General features: G+C 41.8%; 25 protein-coding genes. 13 read left to right on the top strand and 12 right to left on the bottom strand.

The annotated features are described in order from the left end of the window. Positions 1–55: 55 nt before the first annotated feature. The 6 genes from E0H80_RS12360 to ubiG form a co-directional block, all read right to left on the bottom strand. Positions 56–412, bottom strand: coding sequence for an RcnB family protein (locus tag E0H80_RS12360; RefSeq protein WP_131366254.1), 357 nt, complete (start codon positions 410–412; stop codon positions 56–58). A gap of 221 nt (positions 413–633) precedes the next feature. Beyond that, positions 634–1041: an RcnB family protein gene (locus tag E0H80_RS12355; RefSeq protein WP_131366252.1), complete on the bottom strand. Its 408-nt coding sequence runs from the start codon at positions 1039–1041 to the stop codon at positions 634–636. A gap of 296 nt (positions 1042–1337) precedes the next feature. Then, positions 1338–1493, bottom strand: a complete 156-nt coding sequence (locus tag E0H80_RS16655) for a hypothetical protein (protein WP_165494314.1) — start codon at positions 1491–1493, stop codon at positions 1338–1340. 197 nt (positions 1494–1690) lie between these two features. Continuing rightward, positions 1691–2437 (bottom strand): YciK family oxidoreductase, encoded by a 747-nt coding sequence (locus E0H80_RS12350; protein ID WP_131366250.1) that lies wholly within the window; start codon positions 2435–2437, stop codon positions 1691–1693. Between the two features lie 33 nt (positions 2438–2470). Further along, entirely contained in the window at positions 2471–3172 is a 702-nt protein-coding gene (locus E0H80_RS12345; protein ID WP_165494315.1) for an HAD family hydrolase, read from the bottom strand. Beyond that, positions 3169–3882 carry a bifunctional 2-polyprenyl-6-hydroxyphenol methylase/3-demethylubiquinol 3-O-methyltransferase UbiG gene (gene ubiG, locus E0H80_RS12340; protein WP_067869097.1) on the bottom strand — a complete coding sequence of 238 codons (714 nt, stop codon included), beginning with the start codon at positions 3880–3882 and terminating at the stop codon, positions 3169–3171. Before ubiG ends, E0H80_RS12345 begins: the two co-directional genes overlap by 4 nt. A gap of 181 nt (positions 3883–4063) precedes the next feature. On the opposite strand from ubiG, the gene E0H80_RS12335 reads away from it, so the two are divergent. Further along, positions 4064–4681, top strand: a complete 618-nt coding sequence (locus tag E0H80_RS12335; protein WP_067869100.1) for a thiol:disulfide interchange protein DsbA/DsbL — start codon at positions 4064–4066, stop codon at positions 4679–4681. 60 nt (positions 4682–4741) lie between these two features. Here E0H80_RS12335 and E0H80_RS12330 read toward each other — a convergent pair whose 3' ends face one another. Then, positions 4742–5398 carry a TetR family transcriptional regulator gene (locus E0H80_RS12330; protein WP_131366246.1) on the bottom strand — a complete coding sequence of 219 codons (657 nt, stop codon included), beginning with the start codon at positions 5396–5398 and terminating at the stop codon, positions 4742–4744. Positions 5399–5573: 175 nt separating this feature from the next. Here E0H80_RS12330 and E0H80_RS12325 point away from each other — a divergent pair, with 175 nt between their 5' ends. The 4 genes from E0H80_RS12325 (at position 5574) to E0H80_RS12310 (ending at position 9054) form a co-directional block, all read left to right on the top strand. After that, entirely contained in the window at positions 5574–6596 is a 1023-nt protein-coding gene (locus E0H80_RS12325; RefSeq protein ID WP_131366244.1) for a ferredoxin reductase, read from the top strand. Positions 6597–6659: 63 nt separating this feature from the next. Next, on the top strand, positions 6660–7805 hold the full coding sequence (locus E0H80_RS12320) for a fatty acid desaturase family protein (RefSeq protein WP_131366242.1): 1146 nt from the start codon (positions 6660–6662) through the stop codon (positions 7803–7805). A 173-nt stretch (positions 7806–7978) separates the two neighbouring features. Further along, positions 7979–8695, top strand: coding sequence for a ribonuclease PH (gene rph / locus E0H80_RS12315; protein ID WP_067869111.1), 717 nt, complete (start codon positions 7979–7981; stop codon positions 8693–8695). Positions 8696–8871: 176 nt separating this feature from the next. Further along, positions 8872–9054, top strand: a complete 183-nt coding sequence (locus tag E0H80_RS12310) for a hypothetical protein (protein WP_131366240.1) — start codon at positions 8872–8874, stop codon at positions 9052–9054. Here E0H80_RS12310 and nadC read toward each other — a convergent pair. Continuing rightward, positions 9051–9896, bottom strand: a complete 846-nt coding sequence (nadC, locus tag E0H80_RS12305; protein ID WP_131366238.1) for a carboxylating nicotinate-nucleotide diphosphorylase — start codon at positions 9894–9896, stop codon at positions 9051–9053. The two genes, E0H80_RS12310 and nadC, sit on opposite strands and share 4 nt — an antisense overlap. A gap of 174 nt (positions 9897–10070) precedes the next feature. On the opposite strand from nadC, the gene ampD reads away from it, so the two are divergent. Then, positions 10071–10646, top strand: a complete 576-nt coding sequence (ampD, locus tag E0H80_RS12300) for a 1,6-anhydro-N-acetylmuramyl-L-alanine amidase AmpD (protein ID WP_131366236.1) — start codon at positions 10071–10073, stop codon at positions 10644–10646. Between the two features lie 73 nt (positions 10647–10719). Continuing rightward, on the top strand, positions 10720–12270 hold the full coding sequence (murJ, locus tag E0H80_RS12295) for a murein biosynthesis integral membrane protein MurJ (protein WP_171457834.1): 1551 nt from the start codon (positions 10720–10722) through the stop codon (positions 12268–12270). 185 nt (positions 12271–12455) lie between these two features. Here murJ and E0H80_RS12290 read toward each other — a convergent pair whose 3' ends face one another. Continuing rightward, positions 12456–12614 carry a DUF1328 domain-containing protein gene (locus tag E0H80_RS12290; RefSeq protein ID WP_067869124.1) on the bottom strand — a complete coding sequence of 53 codons (159 nt, stop codon included), beginning with the start codon at positions 12612–12614 and terminating at the stop codon, positions 12456–12458. Between the two features lie 192 nt (positions 12615–12806). Between E0H80_RS12290 and E0H80_RS12285 the strand changes: the two genes are divergently transcribed. Next, positions 12807–13259 carry a YcgN family cysteine cluster protein gene (locus E0H80_RS12285; protein WP_131366232.1) on the top strand — a complete coding sequence of 151 codons (453 nt, stop codon included), beginning with the start codon at positions 12807–12809 and terminating at the stop codon, positions 13257–13259. Between the two features lie 210 nt (positions 13260–13469). Continuing rightward, the gene (locus E0H80_RS12280; RefSeq protein ID WP_131366230.1) at positions 13470–14744 is read left to right on the top strand and encodes a replication-associated recombination protein A; all 1275 of its coding nucleotides are present in this window, start codon (positions 13470–13472) and stop codon (positions 14742–14744) included. Positions 14745–15012: 268 nt separating this feature from the next. On the opposite strand, the gene purC is transcribed toward E0H80_RS12280, so the two are convergent. The 3 genes from purC to dapA are packed head-to-tail and all read right to left on the bottom strand — an operon-like array spanning position 15013 to position 17288. Continuing rightward, positions 15013–15732 carry a phosphoribosylaminoimidazolesuccinocarboxamide synthase gene (purC, locus tag E0H80_RS12275; RefSeq protein ID WP_067869133.1) on the bottom strand — a complete coding sequence of 240 codons (720 nt, stop codon included), beginning with the start codon at positions 15730–15732 and terminating at the stop codon, positions 15013–15015. A 36-nt stretch (positions 15733–15768) separates the two neighbouring features. Beyond that, positions 15769–16374 (bottom strand): lipoprotein-34 precursor (NlpB), encoded by a 606-nt coding sequence (locus E0H80_RS12270; protein WP_067869136.1) that lies wholly within the window; start codon positions 16372–16374, stop codon positions 15769–15771. A gap of 14 nt (positions 16375–16388) precedes the next feature. Then, the gene (dapA, locus tag E0H80_RS12265) at positions 16389–17288 is read right to left on the bottom strand and encodes a 4-hydroxy-tetrahydrodipicolinate synthase (protein WP_067869139.1); all 900 of its coding nucleotides are present in this window, start codon (positions 17286–17288) and stop codon (positions 16389–16391) included. Between the two features lie 725 nt (positions 17289–18013). On the opposite strand from dapA, the gene mhpT reads away from it, so the two are divergent. The 4 genes from mhpT to ppk1 all read left to right on the top strand — a co-directional run bounded on the left by mhpT (position 18014) and on the right by ppk1 (position 23475). Next, positions 18014–19222: a 3-(3-hydroxy-phenyl)propionate transporter MhpT gene (gene mhpT / locus E0H80_RS12260; RefSeq protein WP_131366228.1), complete on the top strand. Its 1209-nt coding sequence runs from the start codon at positions 18014–18016 to the stop codon at positions 19220–19222. 283 nt (positions 19223–19505) lie between these two features. After that, positions 19506–20141: a bifunctional nicotinamidase/pyrazinamidase gene (pncA, locus tag E0H80_RS12255; RefSeq protein WP_131366226.1), complete on the top strand. Its 636-nt coding sequence runs from the start codon at positions 19506–19508 to the stop codon at positions 20139–20141. A gap of 99 nt (positions 20142–20240) precedes the next feature. Next, positions 20241–21194, top strand: coding sequence for a bile acid:sodium symporter family protein (locus E0H80_RS12250; protein ID WP_131366224.1), 954 nt, complete (start codon positions 20241–20243; stop codon positions 21192–21194). 217 nt (positions 21195–21411) lie between these two features. Continuing rightward, positions 21412–23475 carry a polyphosphate kinase 1 gene (gene ppk1, locus E0H80_RS12245; RefSeq protein ID WP_131366222.1) on the top strand — a complete coding sequence of 688 codons (2064 nt, stop codon included), beginning with the start codon at positions 21412–21414 and terminating at the stop codon, positions 23473–23475. Positions 23476–23497 lie beyond the last annotated feature (22 nt).

Below are 23497 nucleotides of genomic sequence, written 5' to 3'. Positions count from 1 at the left end.
AAACACCTGAATTGCATTCAGGTGTTTTTTAGGGAATCAGAAACTTAAACCGGTTTTAGTTGATAATGCGGACAATACGGTCGGTACGGTCGTTTACCAATACATAGTCGCCATTCACTTTATACCACTGTTGATTACGGTTGCTATTCGGTAAGCGGCGTGCATCACGGTCGCTCACTTTATAACTTGATGAGCTGAATACACGCGGAAATTTTTGGCCTGCACGCCAATCACGACTCGGGTTTACCCGTTTGTTGTCATAACGATTATTGCTGTCCCAGCGGTTATCTTGATGCGACTGTGGATGGTTATAGCGTTGACGATCATCATAACGATGATCCGGTGCTGCCATCGCAGAAGTTGCCATCAGTGCAGATAAAGACAGTGCAATTGTTGTTAAAATTTTTTTCATGGCATTCACCTTAAATCATTTTTAAATATATTTTCGATAAGACGAAATTAACCAAAAATTAGAGATAAAAAATGAGAGTTGTATAGGTGAATTGTGAAATTGATGGAGAAAAAAAGAAGATTTTAACAATACTGAAAAGCGTGCAGTGAACGACCTGCTGTTAAAACAGACGATTTTTAAAAATAAAAAAAAGCCCAAACCGGAGTTTGGGCATGGAGAATTTAAAAACCTTGAATACGAATAATATTATTACTGTCAGTATCGACTAAAATATAGTCATTATTAATTTTGTACCACTGCTGGTTACGAGAGGGTTTTGGCAAGTCATGGCTTTTGTAATCGACTTTATAACCGTTACCCCGATAATGCTGCGGCATCACATAACCGGTTTGCCATTTATGCTGTTGTAGACGTTTTACTCCACGTTCTTCCCGAACACGGCGTTTATCTTGCATACGGTCATCGTCATCATCTTGGCCACGAAAATCTCGCCCATGATTTGATTGCTGATGACGTGATTGGTCCCAACCACGATTGTTATCGTGTTTCTCGTGAGGTGCAGCAGTGGTTACACTGTTTGCCATCAATGCACTGAAAGAGATTGCCAAAATTGTCAAAATCTTTTTCATGTTGAACCCTCATAGAAAAATTATTAATTTCAATCATGCTAATGTACGAAAAAATTGCAGAGAAACTGTGAAGATAAATCACTCATTTATTATAAAATGCAGAGATAATAAGGATATTATGCCGAAATATCTCACGATTTAAAAATCTAAAGAAATTTTATGTCGATATTAAATACTACAAAAACAGGCTATTGATGAAAAAATTGTATCAAATTTTTGATAACGCTTTTATTTATTCAAAATTGTTCTGACTACAGGCTGCAACAACCCTATGCCGACTGTTCAATAAAACTGTTCTAATTCCATTGCTCAGCAAGGTCTTGAAGTGAGTTCACAGCCTGTGCAATTGCTTCTGCTTGTCCTGCATCATCCAGAGCTGTAATCAATGCATTTGAAAGCTGTAAATTTTTAATGCTACGGATCGTTTCAATTTTACGTTGTTGATCAGCCATAATCTATTCCTTATATGGGGTGTTTTTCAATATGAATCAGCATAAGCTGATCTTTTTAATTTGAAAAACCGAATATTATTATTAAAATGATTTAAAAATACGATTTATAGTTTTATGTGATCTAAAAGTGATTTCACCTCAAACAAGAGGCATAAACTAAAAAGGGAGCCTATGCTCCCTTTGGATCTTTTTAAGAATTAATCCTGCGCATCAATACTTTGACCATTCATATTCAAGCTGTCGTCACCCATTAAATACAGGTAGGCCGGCATAATCATTTCAGGCGTCGCTAAGGTTTTTGGATCTTCTTCCGGATAAGCTTTGGCACGCATGGCGGTACGTGTTGCGCCCGGATTAATGCAGTTGAATCGCACATTCGGATAAACATTTTCTTTGGCAAAAATCTGATTGACCGCTTCAACGGCAATTTTAGAGACCGAATAAGCACCCCAACGTTCACGTGCTTCACGGCCTACCCCGGAACTGGCAAAAACCACAGAGGCATGTTCTGATTTATGCAGCAGCGGTAACAGCTCTTGCGTCAGTAAAAATGGCGCACGCAAATTCACTGCCATCACATCATCCCAGACCTCGATCGGATAATTGGCCAGTTCGGTACGTTCACCCAGAATACCGGCATTATGTAAAATGCCGTCTAAGCGACCAAACTGTTTATCTAAGGTATCGACCAGTAATTCATAGTCTTGAGGAGAGGCGCTGGAAAGTTGTAAAGGCAGAATAGCCGGTTGCGGCGCACCGAGGCTTTCAATTTCATCATAAATGACTTCCAGCTTGTTTAGCGTGCGCCCATGCAGTACCACAGTTGCCCCATGCAGGGCATAGCTAATTGCAGCTGCACGACCAATACCATCGCCCGCCCCTGTAATCAGGATAATGCGATCTTTTAACAGATCAGGGCGAGGTTGATATTCTGAATATTTCATTGCATACCTCCTCGGTTATATATTTTTATATCGTTATGAAATGAGAGAATGATTATCTTGCTTTGAGCTGACCAGTCGATTAATCACCTGATGCAATTCGGCAACTGTCTTGACTATACAATCAGCTTGCCAGGCTGTTAAGTCATCTTTGTGTTGCAATGGTAAATAACCATAGCCGGCCAAGATAGTGTACATATTGGCGTTACGACCGGCATCGATATCACGGGGATGGTCGCCCACATAAATGCAGTCTTCCGGCTGAAGCTGAATATGCTTGGCTGCCAGATACATCGGTTCAGGATCGGGTTTGGTTTTGCTGACATCTTCAGGGCAGACCAGAACGGCACAGCGATCAGTCAAATTGAGTGCTTTTAGCAGCGATTCACTGAGCCAGCGTGGCTTATTGGTCACAATACCCCAAGGAATATCTTGGCTTTCCAGTTCTTCAAGTAGGGGATACATGCCGTCGAACAGGTCGGTATCCACCGCAATATCTTCACCATACAGGTCTAAAAAACGTTGCCGATGGGCAAGAAACACCGGATCTTCAACATCCAGTTCCGGATAGACCAGTTTCACCATGGCACGTGCGCCTTCCGACACCTGGGTGCGAATCAGATCGGCAGCCACGATTTCACATTGTTTATCGCGGCACATGTCTTGAATAATGCGAATAAAGTCGGCAGCAGTGTCAATCAGGGTGCCATCTAGATCAAACAGTACAGCTTTCATCAGGCACCTTCTTTTACGGTGTACACCATGTAGTTCACATCGACATTCGGTGCCAGCCAGTAACGTTTGGTTATCGGATTAAAATGCAGACCGGTCATGTCTTTGAGTTTTAAGCCTGCACTGCGAATGTCATGTGCAAGTTCAGAAGGTTTGATGAATTTATGATAATCATGCGTGCCTTTGGCCAGCATGCGTAATACGTATTCCGCCCCAATAATCGCAAATAAATAAGATTTTGGATTACGGTTAATGGTCGAGAAGAATACATGACCACCCGGTTTGACCAAGGTTTGACAGGCTTGGATAATTGATGCCGGATCTGGAACGTGCTCAAGCATTTCCATGCAAGTGACCACGTCATATTGTCCGGCTTGTTCTTGCGCCAACTGTTCAACCGGAACCTGGCGATATTCAATATTGCTCACATTTTCTTGTTCTGCATGAATACGCGCCACGTTTAAAGGAGCTAAACCCATATCGATGCCTAAAACATTTGCACCACGCCGTGCCATGCTTTCAGACAAAATACCGCCGCCACAGCCGACATCGAGGACTTTTTTACCGCTAATGCCACCTGAATGTTCATCAATCCAATTTAAGCGTAAAGGGTTAATCTGATGCAGGGGACGGAACTCAGAATGCTGATCCCACCATATGGCTGCGAATGCTTCAAATTTGGCAATTTCTTGTGGATCAACATTCAATTGCGACATCGGTATCACCTCAATCAAGTCGTTATATTTTAAAAAAAGTTATAGGCGCTTAGTGTAGCGTTTATTCTCAAAAAAGCGATAAAAGCTGTAAAAAAGTTCACAGAATGAAAACGAATTCGGCATAATTGATTTATAGTCATCGTATAACTTAATCATAACGATTCAGAGGACAATAAGGTCAATGAAAAAATTCCTTTTAGGTAGCGTTGCTACTGCTATTTTTGCCTTTTCAGGCACTGCAATGGCTGCCGATTTTGTCGCGGGTAAAGATTACACCGTGATTGCCAACCCAGGTAAAGTTGAAGTGCCTGGAAAAATTGAAGTACGTGAGTTCTTTTGGTATGGCTGTCCCCACTGCTTTAAATTAGAACCCCATATGCAGGCTTGGCTCAGAAAAATTCCTAAAGATGTCAACTTTATACGTACACCTGCTGCAATGAATCCAGTCTGGGAACAAGGCGCGCGTGGTTATTATGTCTCTGAAGCATTAGGCGTTCGTAAAAAAACTCACCTGCCTTTATTCCATGCCATTCATGCCGGTGGCCAACAGATTTTTGACCAAAAATCACAAGCCAAGTTCTTTGTGAAATATGGCATACCTGAAGCCAAATTTAACAGCATGTTTAATTCATTCGCGATTACCTCTAAAGTGGCTCAATCCAAGCAATTGGCGCAACAATACCAATTGAGCGGTGTTCCGGCTGTTGTGGTGAATGGCAAATATGTGGTTCAAGGTGAAGATGGCAAGGTGACTCAAGTCGTGAGCTATCTGGTAGAAAAAGAGCGCAAAGCGAAATAAGTGTGATGAACTAAAAACCCGCAATGATTGCGGGTTTTTTTATGTCTAAGCTGTAGTGAATTATTCAGTGATTGTCTTTGAAGTATCCCAGTTGGAAATACCCCGGAAAATGACATGCACTTGAGTAATGGTTTGCGTCTTAAACTGTATTTGTTGTTCTATGCATTCTTCAGCCTGATAGTGACGATTGATGTCCATCCAGGTCATCGCCCAGGTAAAGGATAAATTAATTAGAATATTAGAAATCACTTGCAGGTCTTGCAGATTGCGGATGTGCTGTACCGTTTCTATTTTGCATAAATCATTGGCCAGATCTTCAATTAAAAAATTAATTTCCCGGGCAATGGCCTGACGAATCACTTCTGATCCCCCCCAGCGCTCGGCAATCATAAACACCCACGGTTCAGGATGATGCTCAACCGCCTGGAAAAACAAATCCAGGCTGATTTTCGCTTGAGTATTGGGTTGATAGATATAGGCTTGTCCAAGTTGATGCAAAATACCTTTCAGATGCAGGGCCACCTGATCGACCAGTTCCAGCCCAAGCTCATTCATGTCTTGAAAATGGCGATAGAATGCAGTCGGTACCAGTCCCACATGACGAGCGATTTCGCGCAAGCTGATGCTACTGAAAGAACGTCCAGACGTGCTTAAAGCAAGCGCGGCATCCAAAAGTGCTTGGCGGCTTTGTTGTTTACGCTCATCCCGGATCGACATTCGCTTACCTTAAAAAAAATATAAATGAAGTCTATCAAAAAAAAACAAACTAAACGACGAATGTCAGTGAACATGTGTTGACTGAATCAAAAAATAATTATAGTGTACAAGTGTTCACTGTAAGAACACCTGTTCACTCAAATAAATAACCAGCAATAAGAAAGAGGAACCTCCTATGAGTCATGTGATGCAGTACCAACCGCAATGGATCCGAGAAGATTTCGTCGATTTTATTGCTGAAAAAGTGAATCCAGTGTGGGCATGGAAAAAAGTTAAAGCCAGTATTGTCGACATGCATATGTTGAGTGAAGACTTTTATCAAATTCAGCTTCAGCCAAATCATAATTTTCAGGCAAAAGCATTCCGTGCCGGGCAAAGTGTTTTAGTGACTTTGGTGATTGCAGGGGTTCGTCAGCAACGTAGCTATTCGATTGTGAAAATCACCGAGACGGGCAACATCGTGATTGCGGTGAAACGTCAGGGTAAAGTTTCCAATGCCTTAACCCAGTTGACGCTAGGCAGCGTGGTGGAAATCTCCCAGGTTCAGGGCGATTTCAGCTTAAGTTCATCTCAGGCGCCTGTGCTATTACTGGCATCAGGCAGCGGTATTACCGCGATTTATTCGCTATTGCAACAGGCACTTACTCAAAATATCAGCCAAATTGATCTGTTGTATTTTACCCGTGATGACGCGTTTCATAGCGAATTACAGCAATTGGCCGAGCAACATCCACAGTTTCAATACCATCATTTTAATACCGTAGCCCAGAAACAGCACTTAAATGTAGAACTGCTTGAAAGTACGGTCGCCGATTTCAAGCAACGTCAAAGTTATGCCTGTGGTGCTCAGGGGATGATGCAAAGCCTGAACCAGATTTATCAACAGCTGGGGATTGCCGATCAACTTAAACAGGAATATTTCCAGGTGCTTGTAGATGAAACTGCAGCCGTACAACCGGTGGTATTTCTACGTGCCCAACAAGAATTTGAAGCAAAAACCAATTTACTTGAAAGTGCTGAACAGGCCGGGTTGAGACCGGCACATGGTTGCCGTATGGGTATTTGCAACACTTGTACCTGTACTAAAGTCAGCGGCTCAACCAAAAATTTGCTGACCGGCGAAATTGACCACGATAGCAATACCCAAATTAAGTTGTGTATTAGCCAAGCCGTCAGTCCTGTAGTGATCAACCTTTAAAAAATTTAGTTTTGCTCGTACTTGCCGTGAATAGGTGCTAGAGCATGACTCAGGAGAAAAATAATGAATATGTCAGTTAAGTTTCCAGAAAATAGTAAATCAAAACATTTGAGTGCTGAACAAATTGCTGAATTGGGGCAAAAAATCGATGCGATCCGCCGTGACATCATGGACAGCGTGGGTGAAAAAGATGCTCAATACATTTATAAAATTCGTGATTTTGTTCGTTATAGTGAAATTGCATCACGCGGCATGTTGATGTTCGGCGGCTGGATTCCACCGGTATGGTTATTAGGTACCGGTTTATTGGGGCTGTCCAAAATCGTTGAAAATATGGAACTGGGTCATAACGTGATGCATGGTCAGTTTGACTGGCTTAATGATCCAAACCTGAATGGCGCCAATTATGACTGGGATACCATGGCGACGGGCGATGACTGGAAATATACCCACAATTATATTCACCATACGTATACCAATATTGTCGGCAAAGACCATGATGTCGGCTATGGCCTAATTCGTGTCAGCGAATCGCAAAAATGGGAACCGCGCTTTTTATTCAATATTCCTTTGGCCATTCAACTGATGGTGTTTTTCGAATGGTATGTGGGCTTACAAAACCTACATTTAGAAGATGCGATTGCCTATAAAACCAAAACCTGGAAAGAGGTTTGGGTGGACTCAGCGAAATTCCGTAAAAAAGCAGTTCGCCAAGTAGCAAAAGACTATGTATTTTTCCCGCTCATTGCCGGTCCAAATGCTCTCCCGGTATTTGCAGGCAACGCCATAGCCAATGTCATTCGTAGTTTATGGGCATCAGCGGTAATTTTTAACGGTCATTTTACGGAAGACGCAGAAACCTTTGAACCGGATAATACTGAAAATGAAACCCGTGCAGAATGGTATTTACGCCAGATTCGTGGATCGAGTAATTTTACCGGAACAGAAGGCTTGCATATTTTAAGTGGTAATTTGAGCCATCAAATTGAACACCATTTATTCCCGGATATGCCTGCCAACCGTTATGCAGAAGCGGCACCCAAAATTCGTGCCTTGTGCGCAGAGTATGGAATTCACTATAACGAAGCCAGTTTCGTTAAACAGTTTGGCAGTGTCTGGGTGCGTTTAGCCAAATGCTCATTACCGAATTCCTGGACGGCATCGGTTGTGCAATCCAAACAGAAGTTAAAAACATTATTTGGCTTTTAAAGTGAAATAGTGAGTGCTTTGAAATAAGCATAATGGGTGCCTCATTCAACTCGCGGTTTAAAAGAAGCAGCATGATTTTATGGTTTTTGCCAATTGACAATGTCCTGACAAAACCTTCAAGCTTGCTTCTGTTATACTAAGCCGCAATGAATTTTAGCCAAAGAGAACCCATTATGCGTATCGACCAACGTACTTTAGATCAATTACGTGACGTAAAAATTACCCGTAACTATACGCGTTATGCGGAAGGTTCAGTATTGATTGAATTTGGTCATACTAAAGTTCTTTGTACTGCCAGTATTGATAATTCAGTGCCACGCTTCCTTAAAGGTAAGGGGCAAGGCTGGGTCACTGCTGAATACGGCATGTTGCCACGTTCAACGCATACCCGTAGTGACCGTGAAGCCGCTCGTGGTAAACAAAGTGGCCGTACTCAAGAAATTCAGCGTCTGATTGGGCGTAGCTTGCGTGCCATGGTTGACTTAAAAAAATTGGGTGAAAACACCATTACCATCGACTGTGATGTGATTCAGGCAGATGGCGGTACACGTACCGCATCTATTACCGGTGCAGCTGTTGCCTTGATTGATGCGATGAATGTATTGCTTGAGAAAAAGAAAATTAAGCAAGATCCGCTTAAAGGCTTGGTGGCTGCGATTTCTGTCGGTATGTATAAAGACGAAGCGTTACTAGATTTGTGTTATGAAGAAGATTCAAGCTGTCAAACCGACTTAAATGTGGTGATGACTCAAGCCGGTGAGTTTATTGAACTGCAAGGTACTGCCGAAGAAAAACCGTTTACGCGTGCACAGTGTAACGAGATGCTTGAATTGGCTGAAAAAGGCATTCAAGAACTGATTAAAAAACAACAAGAAGCTTTAGGCTGGTAAGTTGTTGAGTTGAAAAAAACGCACCTCAAGGTGCGTTTTTTTATGGAGTAGTCAAAATTAAATTTAAAAAGGGCTGATACAAAATGGCTGCAACTTTCTCACCTTTTGAAACGCAGGCTTAAGATTCAGCTCATATTGAGTGCTTAGACTCATGCCTTATTTTACAGGAGCATTAGATGCTAAATATTATTATCCTGGTTATATCCGTAGTAACTCTGGCACTGATGATCAGTGATCCACGTGCTTCAGAACAACAATCCACCCACTCAGCTTGGCAACAGCAAAAACAATACAGTGAAATTCAGGATTCAACCTCTAAACCAAAATCTCAAACGAAAAATGATACTGAGCAGACTTAAGCATTAAAGCGCATGGATAAATCAACCGCTTTGACATCCTTGGTTAAAACGCCCATCGAAATATAGTCGACACCGGACGTTGCTACTTCACGTAAGTTGTCAATGGTGATGTTGCCCGAAGCTTCTAACTTGCAACGACCTGCCACATGCTTTACCGCATCAATCATTTGCTGTTGACTGAAATTATCCAGCATCACGATATCGGCATGGGCTTCCAAGGCTTGATTCAGCTCATCCCAAGTTTCAACTTCAACTTCAACTGGTTTACCCGGGGCAATGGTGTGTGCTTTGGCAATCGCCTGTGCGATGCCGCCTGCTGCCATAATATGGTTTTCTTTAATTAAAAAAGCATCAAACAAACCAATGCGATGGTTTTGACCCCCACCAATTGCCACGGCATATTTTTGCGCAATACGTAAGCCGGGAAGGGTTTTACGGGTATCGAGCAATTTGGTGTTTAAACCTTCTAATTGTTTTACATATTCAGCGGTTTTGGTCGCAACCGCAGAAAGTGTTTGTACAAAATTTAGCGCAGGACGTTCAACTGTAAGTAAGCTGCGTGCAGAGCCTGCCAGTTTTAAAAAGGCTTCATTGGCTTGAACACGCTCGCCATCATTTTTAAGCCAAATGACTTGGACGGATGAATCATAGGCTTGGATTAAAGCATTCACCCAAGGTTGACCCGCAAGTACCATATCTTCACGGCTAATGATGGTTGCAGTGGCTTGTTCATCTTCAGGGGTCAATAAGGCGGTGATATCACCCTCGCCAATATCTTCTTGTAAAGCATGTTGAATATTGATCTGGATTGCGTGTTCCAACAAAGATTGAGATATGCTCATCAGAATTCCGTATCTTTTTTAAGCCATGAAAATTGCGCGTTATATTAGCACTGTTCATTTAAAAGAAATGCTTTTTCAATGGATTTTTATTCTGGGAGTTTGAGATTTTAAGCTTAAAGTCTTAGGATTGCGCTAAAATCATCTACTTAGACGAATAAAACTGAGGATAGGAATATGCAACAGGCACCGTCTTTTCAGGTCATTGATGGTCAGTTGATCGGTGCAAGGCAAGTACCATCCCCGAACTATAATCAACGTCCCGAACACACCGAAATTCAGTTGGTGGTGGTGCATAATATCAGTTTGCCACCCTCGCAATTTGGCGGCGGCTATATTGAACAGTTTTTTCAAAACCAGCTGGATTGGTCAAAGCATCCTTATTTTCAGACCATTGAAGGCATGCAGGTATCGACCCATCTGTTAATTTTGCGCACGGGTGAAGTACTGCAATGTGTGAATTTTAATGATCGCGCCTGGCATGCAGGGCGTTCCAGCTATTTGGCCAAAAAAGAATGTAATGATTATTCCATTGGTATTGAACTGGAAGGCAGCGATGACCAGCCTTTTGAAGATGTGCAGTACAGCGTATTGGCAGAAGTCATTGCCACCTTACAGGCAACCTATCCGAAAATATTGCAACATTTGGCAGGGCATTCGGATATTGCGCCAGGACGTAAAACCGATCCAGGGCCTTTTTTTGATTGGCCAAAAACCAGAGACTTAATCCAACAATATAAAGCAGATCAATAGCTGCCCGATTTTATGATTTAACAACGAAATTCCTGTGAAGTTTCTTTACAATAGCGACTTATTTTAATACTAGGTGGAAACGATGGCACTGTGGCGGTCGACCTTTATTGTCAGTGCAATGACCATGTTGTCTCGGGTTTTGGGTCTGGTCCGAGATGTGGTTTTGCTGAATGTGTTTGGTGCAGGTAAAGATTTCGATACCTTTGTGGTTGCCTTTCGTATCCCGAACTTCTTTCGGCGGCTGTTTGCCGAAGGGGCATTTTCGCAAGCCTTTATTCCGGTTTTAACTGAATACAAAACTACAAAAACCCATGCTGAAGTGCAAATTCTGATTAGTCGGGTATTTGGTTGCCTGGCGACCTTTATGACCGCACTGACCTTTATTGCCATGATTGCCGCCCCTGCGATTTTGTATATCTATGCACCGGGTTTCCATAGTGATCCAGAAAAATTTGCCTTAGCCACAGACATGTTCCGTCTGACCATTCCCTATTTACTGTTTATGTCGCTGACTGCTTTTGCCAGCAGTATCTTAAACAGTTACGGTTCATTTTCGACCCCAGCTTTTGCGCCAGTCTTACTGAATATCACCATGATTGCAGGCGCATGGTGGTTGACACCGTATATGGCTGAACCGATTATGGCCTTGGGCTGGGCAGTCGTGGTTGCAGGGATATTGCAACTGGCCATTCAAATCCCGGAGCTGTGGCATAAAAAACTGCTGATTCCGCCTAAAGTTGATTTTAAGCACGAAGGTGTGGATCGCATCATGAAACTGATGCTGCCTGCACTGTTTGGTGTTTCGGTAACGCAAATCAACTTGCTGCTGAACACCATCTGGGCATCCTTCATGCAAGATGGTTCAGTGTCCTGGCTATACAGTGCCGAGCGTATGACCGAATTACCTTTAGGCTTAATTGGAGTGGCCATTGGTACGGTGATCCTGCCATCGCTTTCTATGCGTCATGCCGAGCAAGATCAATTAAAGTTCCGTGGCATGATCGACTGGGCTGCAAGAGTGGTGATGTTAGTCGGTATTCCCGCCAGCATTGCCTTATTTATGTTGTCTACACCTATCATTCAGGCGCTGTTCCAACGCGGGCAATTTACTCTTGAAGATACTCAAATGACGGCATTGGCTTTGCAGTGTATGAGCGCCGGGGTGATTTCCTTTATGCTGATTAAAGTCTTTGCGCCGGGCTTTTACGCACAACAAGATACTCGAACACCGGTACGTGTCGGCTTGATGGCTGTTGCAGCCAATGCTATTTTAAATGTGATCTTTATTGGCTTCTTTAAACTGATCCATTGGGAAGCCGAACATATGGCATTGGCCTTGGCCTCTTCGGGTTCTGCACTGGTAAATGCAGGGATGTTGTATTTCTATCTGCACCAACGCAATATTTTCCGTTTTGGAGCGCACTGGAAAAAACTTTTCTTTCAGTTTGCCATTGCCAATGCCCTCATGATTGCGGCACTTTGGTATGGCTTAACTTGGTATCACGGTGAGGTATCCCAATGGATCCGTGTATTTGAAGTGATTGGGCTCTGTCTGGTGGGCGTTTTAGCGTATGCGATTGGTTTACTGGTCACTGGGTTTAGACCACGTCACTTAAAACCCTAAGCAACAGAGAAAGAATTTATTCTTGATTGTAAAACGATGACCTGAATTGAATAGATGAAAAATACTTTAATTTGCTTAATTTAAGCCAGATCTTTAATGATATAAAAGATGAAATTTTGATATGAAAAAAGAGCCTATTTAGGCTCTTTTTTCATTGTTTAATCGTTTTTAACTAGCGGTGGTATTTATATCTTGCCACGTGACAGGAAACCGACAATTGCTAGAATCACTGCAATGACAAGTAGAATAACCGCGAAGTCTTTAGATAGACCGGCGACACCACCAAAACCAAGTAGACTCGCAATCAGCGCAATTACTGCAAAAATAATGGCCCAACGAAACATAATCTTTCTCCATGAGTTGTTGTTTTCAAAGTAGATTCAGTATAGGGCCTAGATATTCCTAAAATTGTTATGCTTGTGTTTGCAAAATGTTCACTTTGACAATAAATATATGATTTAAAGTAAAAATAACATTCCTACATTGTGAACTTGAACACGTTATAATAATGTCTTACCTTTCTTCTTTTTAGTTTTATGACTGAACAATTACGTCCGGAATTCTGGAAAAAATATCCTTTAGCTGAATTGAATCCTACCGAATGGGAAGCACTTTGTGATGGTTGCGGTTTATGTTGTCTGATCAAACTAGAAGATGAAGAATCCGGCGCAGTAGCCTATACCCAAGTTTCATGCAAACTGCTTGATTGCACCACCGCACGTTGCAGTAATTATACCGAACGTCTTGAGTATGTTCCTGATTGCATTCAACTTACGCCTGAAAAATTAGCTACGATTCACTGGCTTCCACCCAGTTGCGCTTATCGTCGCTTAAAAGAAGGTAAAAAATTACCGTCTTGGCATTATTTAAATACCGGTACACGGGAGAGTGTGATTAAGGCGAAAAAGTCGGCCGCAGGGCGCTGTATTTCAGAAGTTGACGTGAATGAAGATGATATTGAAGACTATATTGTTCGCTGGGTACGTTAATTTTAACCATCCATTTCTTGGAAAAGACTTTCTAAAAGATATTTACTTGAGATCATTTTAATCATGACAAGATTGCGCTGCTTGGTGCAAGACCGCATGAATCGGTAAAGTTCAAAACCAGATGATTTTTTTGTAAAACATTTCAATTGAAATACGCGATATTAAAATTACATAGTAGACTTGTTTTAAGCACACTCAAGAAATAACAAGATGTCAGATAGTCATATTCCACTGCCTGAACGGCTTCGTCCGCGTGATTTATCAGAAATTATTGGTCAAGATCATTTATTAGGTGATCAGGCTCCTTTACGCCAAATGATTGATCAGGGACATTTACCCTCGATTATTTTTTGGGGACCACCGGGTGTGGGGAAAACCACCATTGCTGTGCTTCTGGCACAGGCAGTTGATCGACCTTTTGTCAGTCTGTCGGCCTTGAATACGGGCGTGAAAGAACTCCGTGAGATCATTGCTGAAAGTGGCGACTTACTAAAACCTGTGGTGTTTATTGATGAAATCCACCGTTTTAATAAGTCACAGCAAGATGCCTTATTAAATGCAGTGGAAAAGGGTAAAATCACGCTGATTGGTGCCACCACAGAAAACCCTTCCTTTGAAGTGAATAGCGCATTGTTATCGCGTTGTCAGGTGTATAGCCTGAATGCTTTAGATGCCGATTCGATCCAGACTTTATTGAATCAAGCATTGCAAAATGATGCTTTTTTAAAAGAACGATTGATTCAAATTGAAGAATATGAAGCACTTATTCAATTTGCTGCCGGAGATGCGCGTAAGGCCCTCAATCTGCTAGACCTGATCGCCAGCACCTTTGAACCTGAAATTGAAAACATCATTACCAATGCCATTGTGGTGAAAGTCGCGCAGCAGAATATTGCCCGCTATGACAAATCGGGCGAGCAGCATTATGACCTGGTCTCGGCTTTTATTAAGTCAATTCGCGGTAGTGATCCGGATGCGACTTTGTATTGGATGGCGCGCATGCTCAAAGGCGGTGAAGATCCGGTCTTTATTGCACGTCGCATGCTGATCGCAGCTTCTGAAGATATTGGCAACTCCAATCCGAATGCACTGCTTCTTGCAGGAGAGTGTTTCCGTTCGGTTCAAGCTGTGGGCATGCCGGAATGTCGTATTATTTTGGGGCAATGTGCGGTCTATCTGGCCACCAGTGCAAAAAGTAACAGTACTTATTTAGCCATCAATAAGGCGTTGGATTTAGCGGAAAAAACCGCAAATTTACCGGTACCCTTACATCTAAGAAATGCGCCGACTAAATTGATGAAAGAGCAGGGCTATGGTGTGAATTATCTCTATCCACACAATTACCCAGAGCATTTTGTCTTGCAAGAGTATTTGCCACCTGAATTAAAAGGTACCAAGTTGTATGAGTCCGCGCGAAATAAACGTGAAGTGGAAGGTGAAAAACTTCAACAACGTCGCTGGCAGCAGGAACAACAGCAGCAGTAAAAAAGCCCAACTCAGGGTGAGTTGGGCGGAAAATAGGATGTCTTGGGGGAGATACATCCTAGAGGATAAACAATGATCTGGTGGGGAAGGCATCAATCATGACTCAATTGCAATGTTGCCAGCTATGAAATTATATTAGCGGCTTAAGTATCGAATGTAAAAACGATGATTTTTATTAAATAAATTTGTTTATCCGATTGAATGCTTTATTCATGATCATAAAAAAACCGAGCTTAAAAGCTCGGTTTTTTGAATCCGTAAGTACGAATTAGATATCAGAAAGATCGAGACCTAAACGTGCTGCAACTTCTTCATAAGCTTCAACCACACCGCCTAAACCTTGACGGAAACGGTCTTTGTCGAGTTTTTTCTTGGTGTCTTTATCCCATAGACGGCAACCATCTGGAGAGAATTCATCACCTAGAACGATACGGTCGTGGAACACACCAAATTCAAGTTTGAAGTCAACAAGCAGCATATTGCCTTTGTCGAACAAATCTTTAAGAACGTCGTTTACTTGATAAGTCAGGACTTTCATTTGTTCAAGTTGTTCAGCAGTTGCCCAACCTAAAGCAATGGCTTGAGATTCGTTCACCATTGGATCGCCAAGGGCATCATCTTTGAAGAACAACTCAAAAGTAGAAGGCGTTAACTCTTTACCTTCTTCAACACCTAAACGACGGCACAAGCTACCCGCTGCGTAGTTACGAATAACACATTCAACAGGAACCATTTTTAATTTTTTCACTAAAACTTCAGTCGGAGAAAGAAGTTTTTCAAAGTGAGTTTCGATGCCAGCAGCAGCCAATTTTTCCATGATGAAGGCGTTAAAACGGTTGTTCACCTTGCCTTTACGATCCAGCTGTTCGATTTTTTCGCCGTTAAATGCAGAGGCATCATCACGGAAGACTAGGATAAGGTGATCTGCACTGTCTGTTTCATAAACAGATTTCGCTTTACCAGTATAGAGCAAGGTTTGTTTCAACATGGGGGAACCTTTTGCAAAAAAAAATGCCTAGTACGACTAGGCTGGCCAATTTTGGTAAATCTGGGTTAACAGTTCTGCAGCTTTTTCTTGGTCTGCAAAGCTATTATCGGCATTGAACACAGCGATGTTGTTACTCGTTCCTACAGAGGTAAGTCTTAATACATAGACCTGTTGATCGATCTTAATCGTTACTTCATAACGATTTTTACTTTGACCAACAATGGTATGATTCAGGCTGCTGAGAGTAGCAAGTGTGTACTGCCAAATTGTAGCAGAATTTCCATCAATTTTGAGCAACGGATTTTGATTTCCATCACGAACTAACTGAGGGCGGCCGACATTTGTGCTTTCATCTTGGCGATCTGTTGGTGCATTTGCCTGAGTATTGTCAGGGCGAGGTAAAGCAAAACGGTTGCCGCGCTTATTTTCAAGCTTGGGTGCATGTTCAATCGCAAGTGGGTCAACCACCGGAGACGGATACAACGGCGTTGCTGGTCGAACCATTGAACCTTCAGGATATTTCAGGGGTTCAAGGGCTGCAGTATTTTTATAATCCAGTGAACCGTTGCTGATTCCCACTGAACTACAACCCACTAAACTGAATGCTGAAAGGGCAAGGGTTAAACCAAAACGTAATTGCATAGTGTTTGTGCTCTTTATTTAATGACACCAGAAGCGTTCAGTGCTTCACGCAGCGGTGTACGATATTGTTCTGCAAGAGGAGTTAATGGTAAGCGAATACCGGTACCAATTAATCCCATTTCATGAAGCGCCCATTTCACAGGAATTGGGTTGGATTCACAAAACAGAATATTGTGTAAATTTGCAACTTCATTGTTTAAAGTTTCAGCGCGTTCTGCATCACCTGCAATCGCAGCAGCACACACCTGGCTCATTTCTTTAGGGACAACATTGGCAGTTACAGAAATGTTGCCTTTTGCGCCGAAGCCCATCAATTGGTATGCGGTCGCATCATCACCAGAGTAAACGGTCATCTCTTTCCCGTGTAATCCTTCAATAAGTTCTTGACCACGCGGTACGTCACCAGTTGCGTCTTTAATGCCGATAATTTGCGGAATATCCGCCAGGCGAATCACCGTTTCATTTAACATGTCGACGCCAGTACGCCCTGGTACGTTATAAAGAATTTGTGGTAAATCAACGGCCTCAGCAATAGCTTTATAATGCTGATACAGGCCTTCTTGTGTAGGCTTGTTGTAATAAGGTGTGACGAGGAGCGCTGCATCGGCACCCAGTTCTTTAGCTTCTTTGGTTAGTTGGATCGCTTCATGGGTCGAGTTTGCGCCCGTACCTGCAATGACAGGAATACGTTTGTTGGCTACACGAATGATTTCCGCGATGACTTTGGTGTGTTCTGCCATGCTTAAGGTCGAGGCTTCACCAGTTGTGCCTACAGCAACAATACTATTGGTACCTTGTGCTATATGCCACTCAACGAGCTTTTCTAGACCCTTCCAATCTACGCTGCCATCTTCAAACATCGGGGTGACGATTGCGACAATTGAACCTTGGATGATCTGTGCTTGCTGAGTCATTTTAAAAAAATATCCTATTTGTCCATCCGGCTGAGGTAGAAAAGCATAAATTTGGATGGTTACCTATTCTGATTTATAGCATTTCAATATGATTAGAGGTAATTGAATAATGCTTATGCAAATTATGAACGAACAAACGATGAAGAACAATATGCTTTAGTCAAACCATCTAAAAACTTTATGAAAAGCAAGTGAAAAGTCTACTAAACAGAACAAAAGCCCCTTTTACAATTGAATTCCACTAACTTTTTGCTCAGCATCATTCTATAACTGGCCGCTGGTTATCACTCAAAAATGTCAGGGCAGTGGTCATAAAAGTGCTTTAAAGCCACTACCATCGGCAATTCCGGGTAAAAACCTCAGAATTTAAGATTTAATAAGGATGAACATAGACTTGAAAGCTATATAAACCAATAGCTTAAATGATAAAAATCATCATTAAAAACTTGCGGAATAATTCGTTAAAACTATTAATCTATTTTTAACGTTTTCGCATAGGATGATTTTCATACGTGAAATGCTGATTGTGGTGTTAAATTTTTTGTGCTGATTAGTGGGGATTAAGCGTTTTTATGACTAGCAGTGAGTGCATTAAGAATGTGTTAAATATCCATTATTTTTGTCAATAACAGGGAACTTGTTCCACTTATTGATAGTTATTTGTATGTTCTGACTCATGGATGATGGTGATCTATTTTGGACACTAATCGAACAAGGAGTTTGTAATGGAAAGATCAGATCACAAACACTCCGTCATTACAGTTGCTATCTGTTTTTTAATTGCAGTGATTGAAGGACTGGATATTCAGGCAGCAGGTATTGCCGCAGCGGGTATTCGCGAAGCTTTTGGCTTGGATAGTTCACAATTGGGGGTGTTTTTTAGCGCAGGGATTCTGGGTTTGTTACCCGGAGCGCTGATTGGTGGACGATATTCAGACCGTATCGGACGGAAAAAGGTGCTGATTTGGTCGGTTGCAGTATTTGCTGTATTTACCTTGTGTACCGTCTGGGTCAATAGTTTTAATACGCTTTTACTGGTTCGTTTTTTAGCTGGTGCAGGTTTAGGCGCTGCCATGCCAAACTTGATTACGCTGGCTTCCGAAGCGGTTAGACCTGAAAACCGTGGTCGTGCTGTGGGTTTGATGTATTGTGGTATGCCAGTGGGTGCGGCCATTCTGTCGTATATTGCGAGTTTGGATTTTGGCTCCCACTGGAAAAATATTTTTTATCTAGGTGGTTTGTTGCCGATTATCGTGCTTCCTATCATGATTAAGTTTTTACCAGAATCACGTGAATTCTTAAAGGCGCAAACGAACGCGGAAACAACCACAGTTACGACGCAAGGCTCTTTTAAAGATCTATTTAATAGCAATAACTTGATGCGTACCTGCTTAATTTCTTTAAGCTATTTTTTCACCTTGATGGTGGTTTACATCATGTTGAGCTGGTTGCCTTCACTGTTTATGGAACTGGGCTTTAGCCGTAAAGAAGGTAGCACGGCACAATTCTTCTTCATGATGAGTGCAACAGTCGGTACGATTGTTTTAGGTATGCTGACCGACCGCTGGAAAAAAGCCTATGTCATTATTTTGATGTACGGCGGTATTTTGGTAGGCTTATTCTGCTTAAATGCAGCAAGCTCGTTGACGCAAATGTATATGGCTTCAGCATTGGTCGGCGCATTCGTGATTGGTTGCCAAGGCGTACTGTATGCTTTCGGCAGTATTGTTTACCCAACCGAAGTACGTGCAACAGGCGTGGGCATGGCCTCAGCCGTAGGACGTGTAGGTGCAATGCTTGGGCCGACAATTGCCGGTCAACTCCTTGCCGCAGGTTTTGGTGCAGCTGGGGTTATTTCAGCAGCCATTCCTTGTATTGTGATTTCAGCCGTATTTATGCTGATTCTGGTTCGTCGCTTACAAGCTCAAGCTTAATTTTTTGCTGTTTAGAATAGCTCGCAGCTTGCGGGCTATTTTTTTAACTTCAATTTTATTCCTAGCTTTTAGCCACATAAAATTAAAAACTTTCCCAATGCTTTGAATCAAGTCGAGTATCGGACATGCTTGGTATCGAATCTGTATAGAAGCGAATGTGTCAAAGCCTCTTTATGATTTAAATTGGAAGTCATTTTATTTTTACCATCTAGCTTCAATCCTGTAATTTATTTTGTTATATGCTTAACCAAAATGACAACATGCAAAGAATGGACTGCGAATTATGCAAAACAATACAGCCTTGATTGTGGTGGATGTACAAAATGGTTTTACCCCAGGGGGGCAGTTAGCCGTGGCCAATTCGGATCAAATCATTCCGAACATTAACCGCTTGGCGCAGTATTTTGACAATATTGTGATTACCCAAGATTGGCATCCGGAAAATCATATTTCATTTGCCAAAAATCATCCCGGTAAACAGCCTTTTGAAACGATTAAATTAGAATATGGAACCCAAGTGTTGTGGCCGGCACATTGCGTTCAAGGCACGTCAGATGCCGAACTGCATCCAGAGCTCAATTTGCCGAGTGCACAATTGATTATTCGCAAAGGTTTTCATACACATATCGACAGTTATTCTGCCTTTATGGAAGCGGATCAAAAAACCAGCACCGGCTTGGCCGGATATTTAAAAGAACGTGGAATTGATACCGTGTTTATTGTCGGCATTGCCACAGATTTTTGTGTGGCATGGACGGCAATCGATGCTTGCAAACTGGGCTTTAAAGCTTATGTGATTTCAGATGCCACCAAGGGCATTGATCTGGATGGGTCATTGCAGCATGCCTGGCAAGATATGCTGGCAGCAGGGGTGAAACGCCTGTATGTCAAAGATATTATTCAGCAGCTGGCATTATAAAGGGCGCAATTAAGCGCCAGAAATAATCAATAATTTCCTCATGCGTCTTGTATCAGATGATATTTAGCGCGGATGCCAGAATAAAGATTGGATTGAACTATGTCAGCTTTTTTGCGCTTTACGCAATTTATTCAAAAAACTTTTGCCCTGTGGGTCGTGCTATTTGCAGGTATGGCGCTACTTGCACCTGATCTCTTTGTCTGGCTTAAAATGTATATCATCTGGATGCTCGGTATTATCATGTTCGGGATGGGCATGACCATGACCGTGAATGACTTTAAAGGGGTTTTACACAGTCCCAAAGCTGTTCTTATTGGGGTGGTCGCACAGTTTATGGTGATGCCAGGGCTGGCTTATCTATTATGTCATTTGTTTCAACTGCCGTCTGAAATTGCCATTGGCGTGATTTTGGTTGGCTGTTGTCCTGGGGGCACGGCTTCAAACGTGATTACTTATATGGCCAAAGGCAATACCGCTTTATCGGTGGCCTGTACCTCGGTTTCGACGCTTTTAGCACCTGTGTTGACACCTGCGATTTTTTATCTTTTGGCCAGCCAATGGATTGAAATTAATGCCCTGTCGATGTTGGGTTCAATACTTCAGGTGGTGCTGTTACCGATCATTTTGGGTTTAATCGTTCGGGCTGTATGGAAGCAAAAAGTTGATGCCTATATTCAAGTGATGCCACTAATTTCTGTGCTGGCAATCGTCGCGATTGTGGCTGCAATTATCGCAGGCAGTAAGGCACAAATTTTGGAATCTGGTTTACTGATTTTAGGGGTTGTTGCCTTACACAATGGTTTGGGTTATTTGCTGGGTTTTTGGGCAAGTCGTTTATTTAAATTACCCTATGCCGACTGTAAAGCAGTTGCGGTAGAAGTCGGCATGCAAAATTCCGGCTTGGGTGTGGCTTTAGCGGCAGTGCATTTCGCTGCATCCCCAGTTACAGCAGTGCCAAGTGCGATTTTTAGTTTATGGCATAATATTTCAGGCCCTGCATTAGCCACATATTGGGCCAGCAAGGTTGATCAAAAAAAAAGCGGTAAGAAGTGAAAATAATTCAGGGAGAAAAGGGAAGGGTTAACCTTCCTTTTTTTATTTAAAACCGCAACATATAAATTATTTTTAATAAAAATCATGTTTTTAAATTAAACCTTATCTGTTTAAAAACTCCACAGCCAATTATGGATGTAACATAAATGTCATAATCGCTGCATAACATGCCTGAGACTTGAGATAACCAGACTGTTGCAAACAGCATAGAGAAACTATGGAACATTTCCAGCATTCATCAGCAACTTATTTTAATCGAGAGTTATCTTTATTTGAATTTAATCACCGTGTTTTGGCTCAAGCACTGGATTCTCAGTTGCCTTTGCTTGAAAGATTAAGTTTTTTAATGATTTTTTCCTCAAATCTTGATGAGTTTTTTGAGATTCGTGTTGCTGGTTTAATGAAGCAATTAGACCTAAATGTCGTGACGCGTACTCCAGATGCAGTCCCTACAGAAGTGATCTTATCTGAGTTATCTCAAGTCGTGAATGAAGCAGTAAAACAACAATATGAGATTTTGAATTATTCAATTTTGCCGGAGTTGCAAAGTTTGGGCATTCATTTTATTCAATATCAACATATTTTAGAAAAGCATAAACCATGGATTGCTGAATATTTTGCGCGACAAGTACAACCTGTGGTTACACCGATTAGTTTAGATCCTTCACATCCATTTCCACGGTTAGTCAATAAAAGTCTTAACTTTATTGTGAGTTTGTCGGGGAAAGATGCTTTTGGTCGTAACATTACCATGGCGATTGTTCCTGCTCCGCGTTCATTGCCTCATCTGATTGCATTACCTGGCGATGTTGCGGGTACAACGAAAGAACATATTTTCTTGTCTGCCATTATTCAACAGCATATTGATGATTTGTTTCCCGGCATGAAAGCAACGGGCTGTTATGCCTTTCGAGTGACCCGAAATGCCGATTTAATTTTGGCCGAAGATGTGGATGATTTGGCTGTAGCCCTGAAAGATGAATTGTCTTCACGTCGTTTTGGTCGTGCGGTACGCTTGGAAATTGAAAAGGATTGTCCATCCTCCATTATCAATTATTTGTTGGCTCAGTTCGATTTAGATGAACAGCATTTATATTATATTGATGGACCCATTAACTTATTGCGTTTGACCACCAGTTTTGACTGCCCGACCTTAAAACATCCAAAATTTTTACCCGTTATCCCGAAGGTTTTTCGTAAGCAGAAACCTATTTTCGATATTCTTAAAAAACAGGATGTGTTATTGCATCATCCATTTGATTCTTTTCAGCCAGTGATTAATTTATTACATGAAGCGGCTAAAGATCCTAATGTTCTGGCAATTAAGCAGACTTTATATCGTAGTGGGCCAAATTCAGAAATTGTACAAGTCCTTGCTGAAGCTGCGCGTAATGGTAAAGAGGTAACGGCAGTCATTGAATTGCGTGCACGTTTTGATGAAGAGTCGAATATTAGGGTTGCAAATATTTTGCAAGAAGCGGGTGCTGTCGTAGTTTATGGCATTGTGGATTATAAAACTCATGCCAAAATGATTTTAATTGTGCGTCGTGAACATAATCAGCTTGCTCGTTATGTACATTTAGGTACAGGGAACTATCATGCGGGTAATGCCCGGATGTATACCGATTACGGTTTAATGACCACACATGAAGATATTTGTGAAGATGTACACCGGATGTTCCAAGAGTTAACCGGTATGGGAAAAATGGCGAAATTAAAAGCTTTATTACATGCGCCATTTACCTTACATAGTGAATTATTAAAATTAATTGAACAAGAAATTACATTTGCGCAAGCAGGTAAATTTGCACGGATTATCATTAAAGTGAATGCTTTGACGGAACCTCAGTTAATTACTGCTTTATATCGCGCATCACAGGCTGGGGTACAGGTTGATTTAATTATCCGTTCGATTTGTTGTCTAATTCCGCAAGTAGAAGGGATGTCTGAAAATATTCATGTTCGTTCTATTGTGGGACGTTTTCTTGAACATACACGGGTTTATTATTTTGAACAGGGTGGCGAGCAAAAACTGTATTGTGCCAGTGCAGATTGGATGGGGCGTAATTTATTCTCACGTATAGAAACATGTTTTCCTATTCTGGATAAACGGATTAAACAGCGGATATTAGAGGATGGTTTGATCAGTTACTTAAATGATAATCAAAATGCATGGATACTACAAAAAAATGGACAATGGCATAAAGTGGCAGTTGAAAAGCAAGCGGTTTCATACAGTGCACAAAGGTACTTAATTGAAAAAAAATCAATGAAAATATAAGACCCTAAAAAAAGCCTGATAT

It is taken from the genome of Acinetobacter sp. ANC 4779, assembly GCF_004331055.1.
GTDB lineage: Bacteria > Pseudomonadota > Gammaproteobacteria > Pseudomonadales > Moraxellaceae > Acinetobacter.
The sequence above is the reverse complement of the archived record's forward strand: the minus strand, read 5'-3'. Positions and strand labels throughout refer to the sequence as shown.

Excerpts from the sequence above, each read along its gene's own strand:
- E0H80_RS12360 (WP_131366254.1), bottom strand. The coding sequence starts at position 412 with ATGAAAAAAATTTTAACAACAATTGCACTGTCTTTATCTGCACTGATG.
- E0H80_RS12355 (WP_131366252.1), bottom strand. The coding sequence starts at position 1,041 with ATGAAAAAGATTTTGACAATTTTGGCAATCTCTTTCAGTGCATTGATG.
- E0H80_RS16655 (WP_165494314.1), bottom strand. The coding sequence starts at position 1,493 with ATGGCTGATCAACAACGTAAAATTGAAACGATCCGTAGCATTAAAAAT.
- E0H80_RS12310 (WP_131366240.1), top strand. The coding sequence starts at position 8,872 with ATGCTAAATATTATTATCCTGGTTATATCCGTAGTAACTCTGGCACTG.
- E0H80_RS12350 (WP_131366250.1), bottom strand. The coding sequence starts at position 2,437 with ATGAAATATTCAGAATATCAACCTCGCCCTGATCTGTTAAAAGATCGC.
- ubiG (WP_067869097.1), bottom strand. The coding sequence starts at position 3,882 with ATGTCGCAATTGAATGTTGATCCACAAGAAATTGCCAAATTTGAAGCA.
- purC (WP_067869133.1), bottom strand. The coding sequence starts at position 15,732 with ATGTTGAAACAAACCTTGCTCTATACTGGTAAAGCGAAATCTGTTTAT.
- ppk1 (WP_131366222.1), top strand. The coding sequence starts at position 21,412 with ATGGAACATTTCCAGCATTCATCAGCAACTTATTTTAATCGAGAGTTA.
- pncA (WP_131366226.1), top strand. The coding sequence starts at position 19,506 with ATGCAAAACAATACAGCCTTGATTGTGGTGGATGTACAAAATGGTTTT.
- E0H80_RS12335 (WP_067869100.1), top strand. The coding sequence starts at position 4,064 with ATGAAAAAATTCCTTTTAGGTAGCGTTGCTACTGCTATTTTTGCCTTT.
- dapA (WP_067869139.1), bottom strand. The coding sequence starts at position 17,288 with ATGACTCAGCAAGCACAGATCATCCAAGGTTCAATTGTCGCAATCGTC.
- E0H80_RS12330 (WP_131366246.1), bottom strand. The coding sequence starts at position 5,398 with ATGTCGATCCGGGATGAGCGTAAACAACAAAGCCGCCAAGCACTTTTG.
- E0H80_RS12285 (WP_131366232.1), top strand. The coding sequence starts at position 12,807 with ATGACTGAACAATTACGTCCGGAATTCTGGAAAAAATATCCTTTAGCT.
- mhpT (WP_131366228.1), top strand. The coding sequence starts at position 18,014 with ATGGAAAGATCAGATCACAAACACTCCGTCATTACAGTTGCTATCTGT.
- E0H80_RS12270 (WP_067869136.1), bottom strand. The coding sequence starts at position 16,374 with ATGCAATTACGTTTTGGTTTAACCCTTGCCCTTTCAGCATTCAGTTTA.
- ampD (WP_131366236.1), top strand. The coding sequence starts at position 10,071 with ATGCAACAGGCACCGTCTTTTCAGGTCATTGATGGTCAGTTGATCGGT.
- E0H80_RS12320 (WP_131366242.1), top strand. The coding sequence starts at position 6,660 with ATGAATATGTCAGTTAAGTTTCCAGAAAATAGTAAATCAAAACATTTG.
- E0H80_RS12280 (WP_131366230.1), top strand. The coding sequence starts at position 13,470 with ATGTCAGATAGTCATATTCCACTGCCTGAACGGCTTCGTCCGCGTGAT.
- E0H80_RS12250 (WP_131366224.1), top strand. The coding sequence starts at position 20,241 with ATGTCAGCTTTTTTGCGCTTTACGCAATTTATTCAAAAAACTTTTGCC.
- E0H80_RS12325 (WP_131366244.1), top strand. The coding sequence starts at position 5,574 with ATGAGTCATGTGATGCAGTACCAACCGCAATGGATCCGAGAAGATTTC.
- nadC (WP_131366238.1), bottom strand. The coding sequence starts at position 9,896 with ATGAGCATATCTCAATCTTTGTTGGAACACGCAATCCAGATCAATATT.
- rph (WP_067869111.1), top strand. The coding sequence starts at position 7,979 with ATGCGTATCGACCAACGTACTTTAGATCAATTACGTGACGTAAAAATT.
- E0H80_RS12290 (WP_067869124.1), bottom strand. The coding sequence starts at position 12,614 with ATGTTTCGTTGGGCCATTATTTTTGCAGTAATTGCGCTGATTGCGAGT.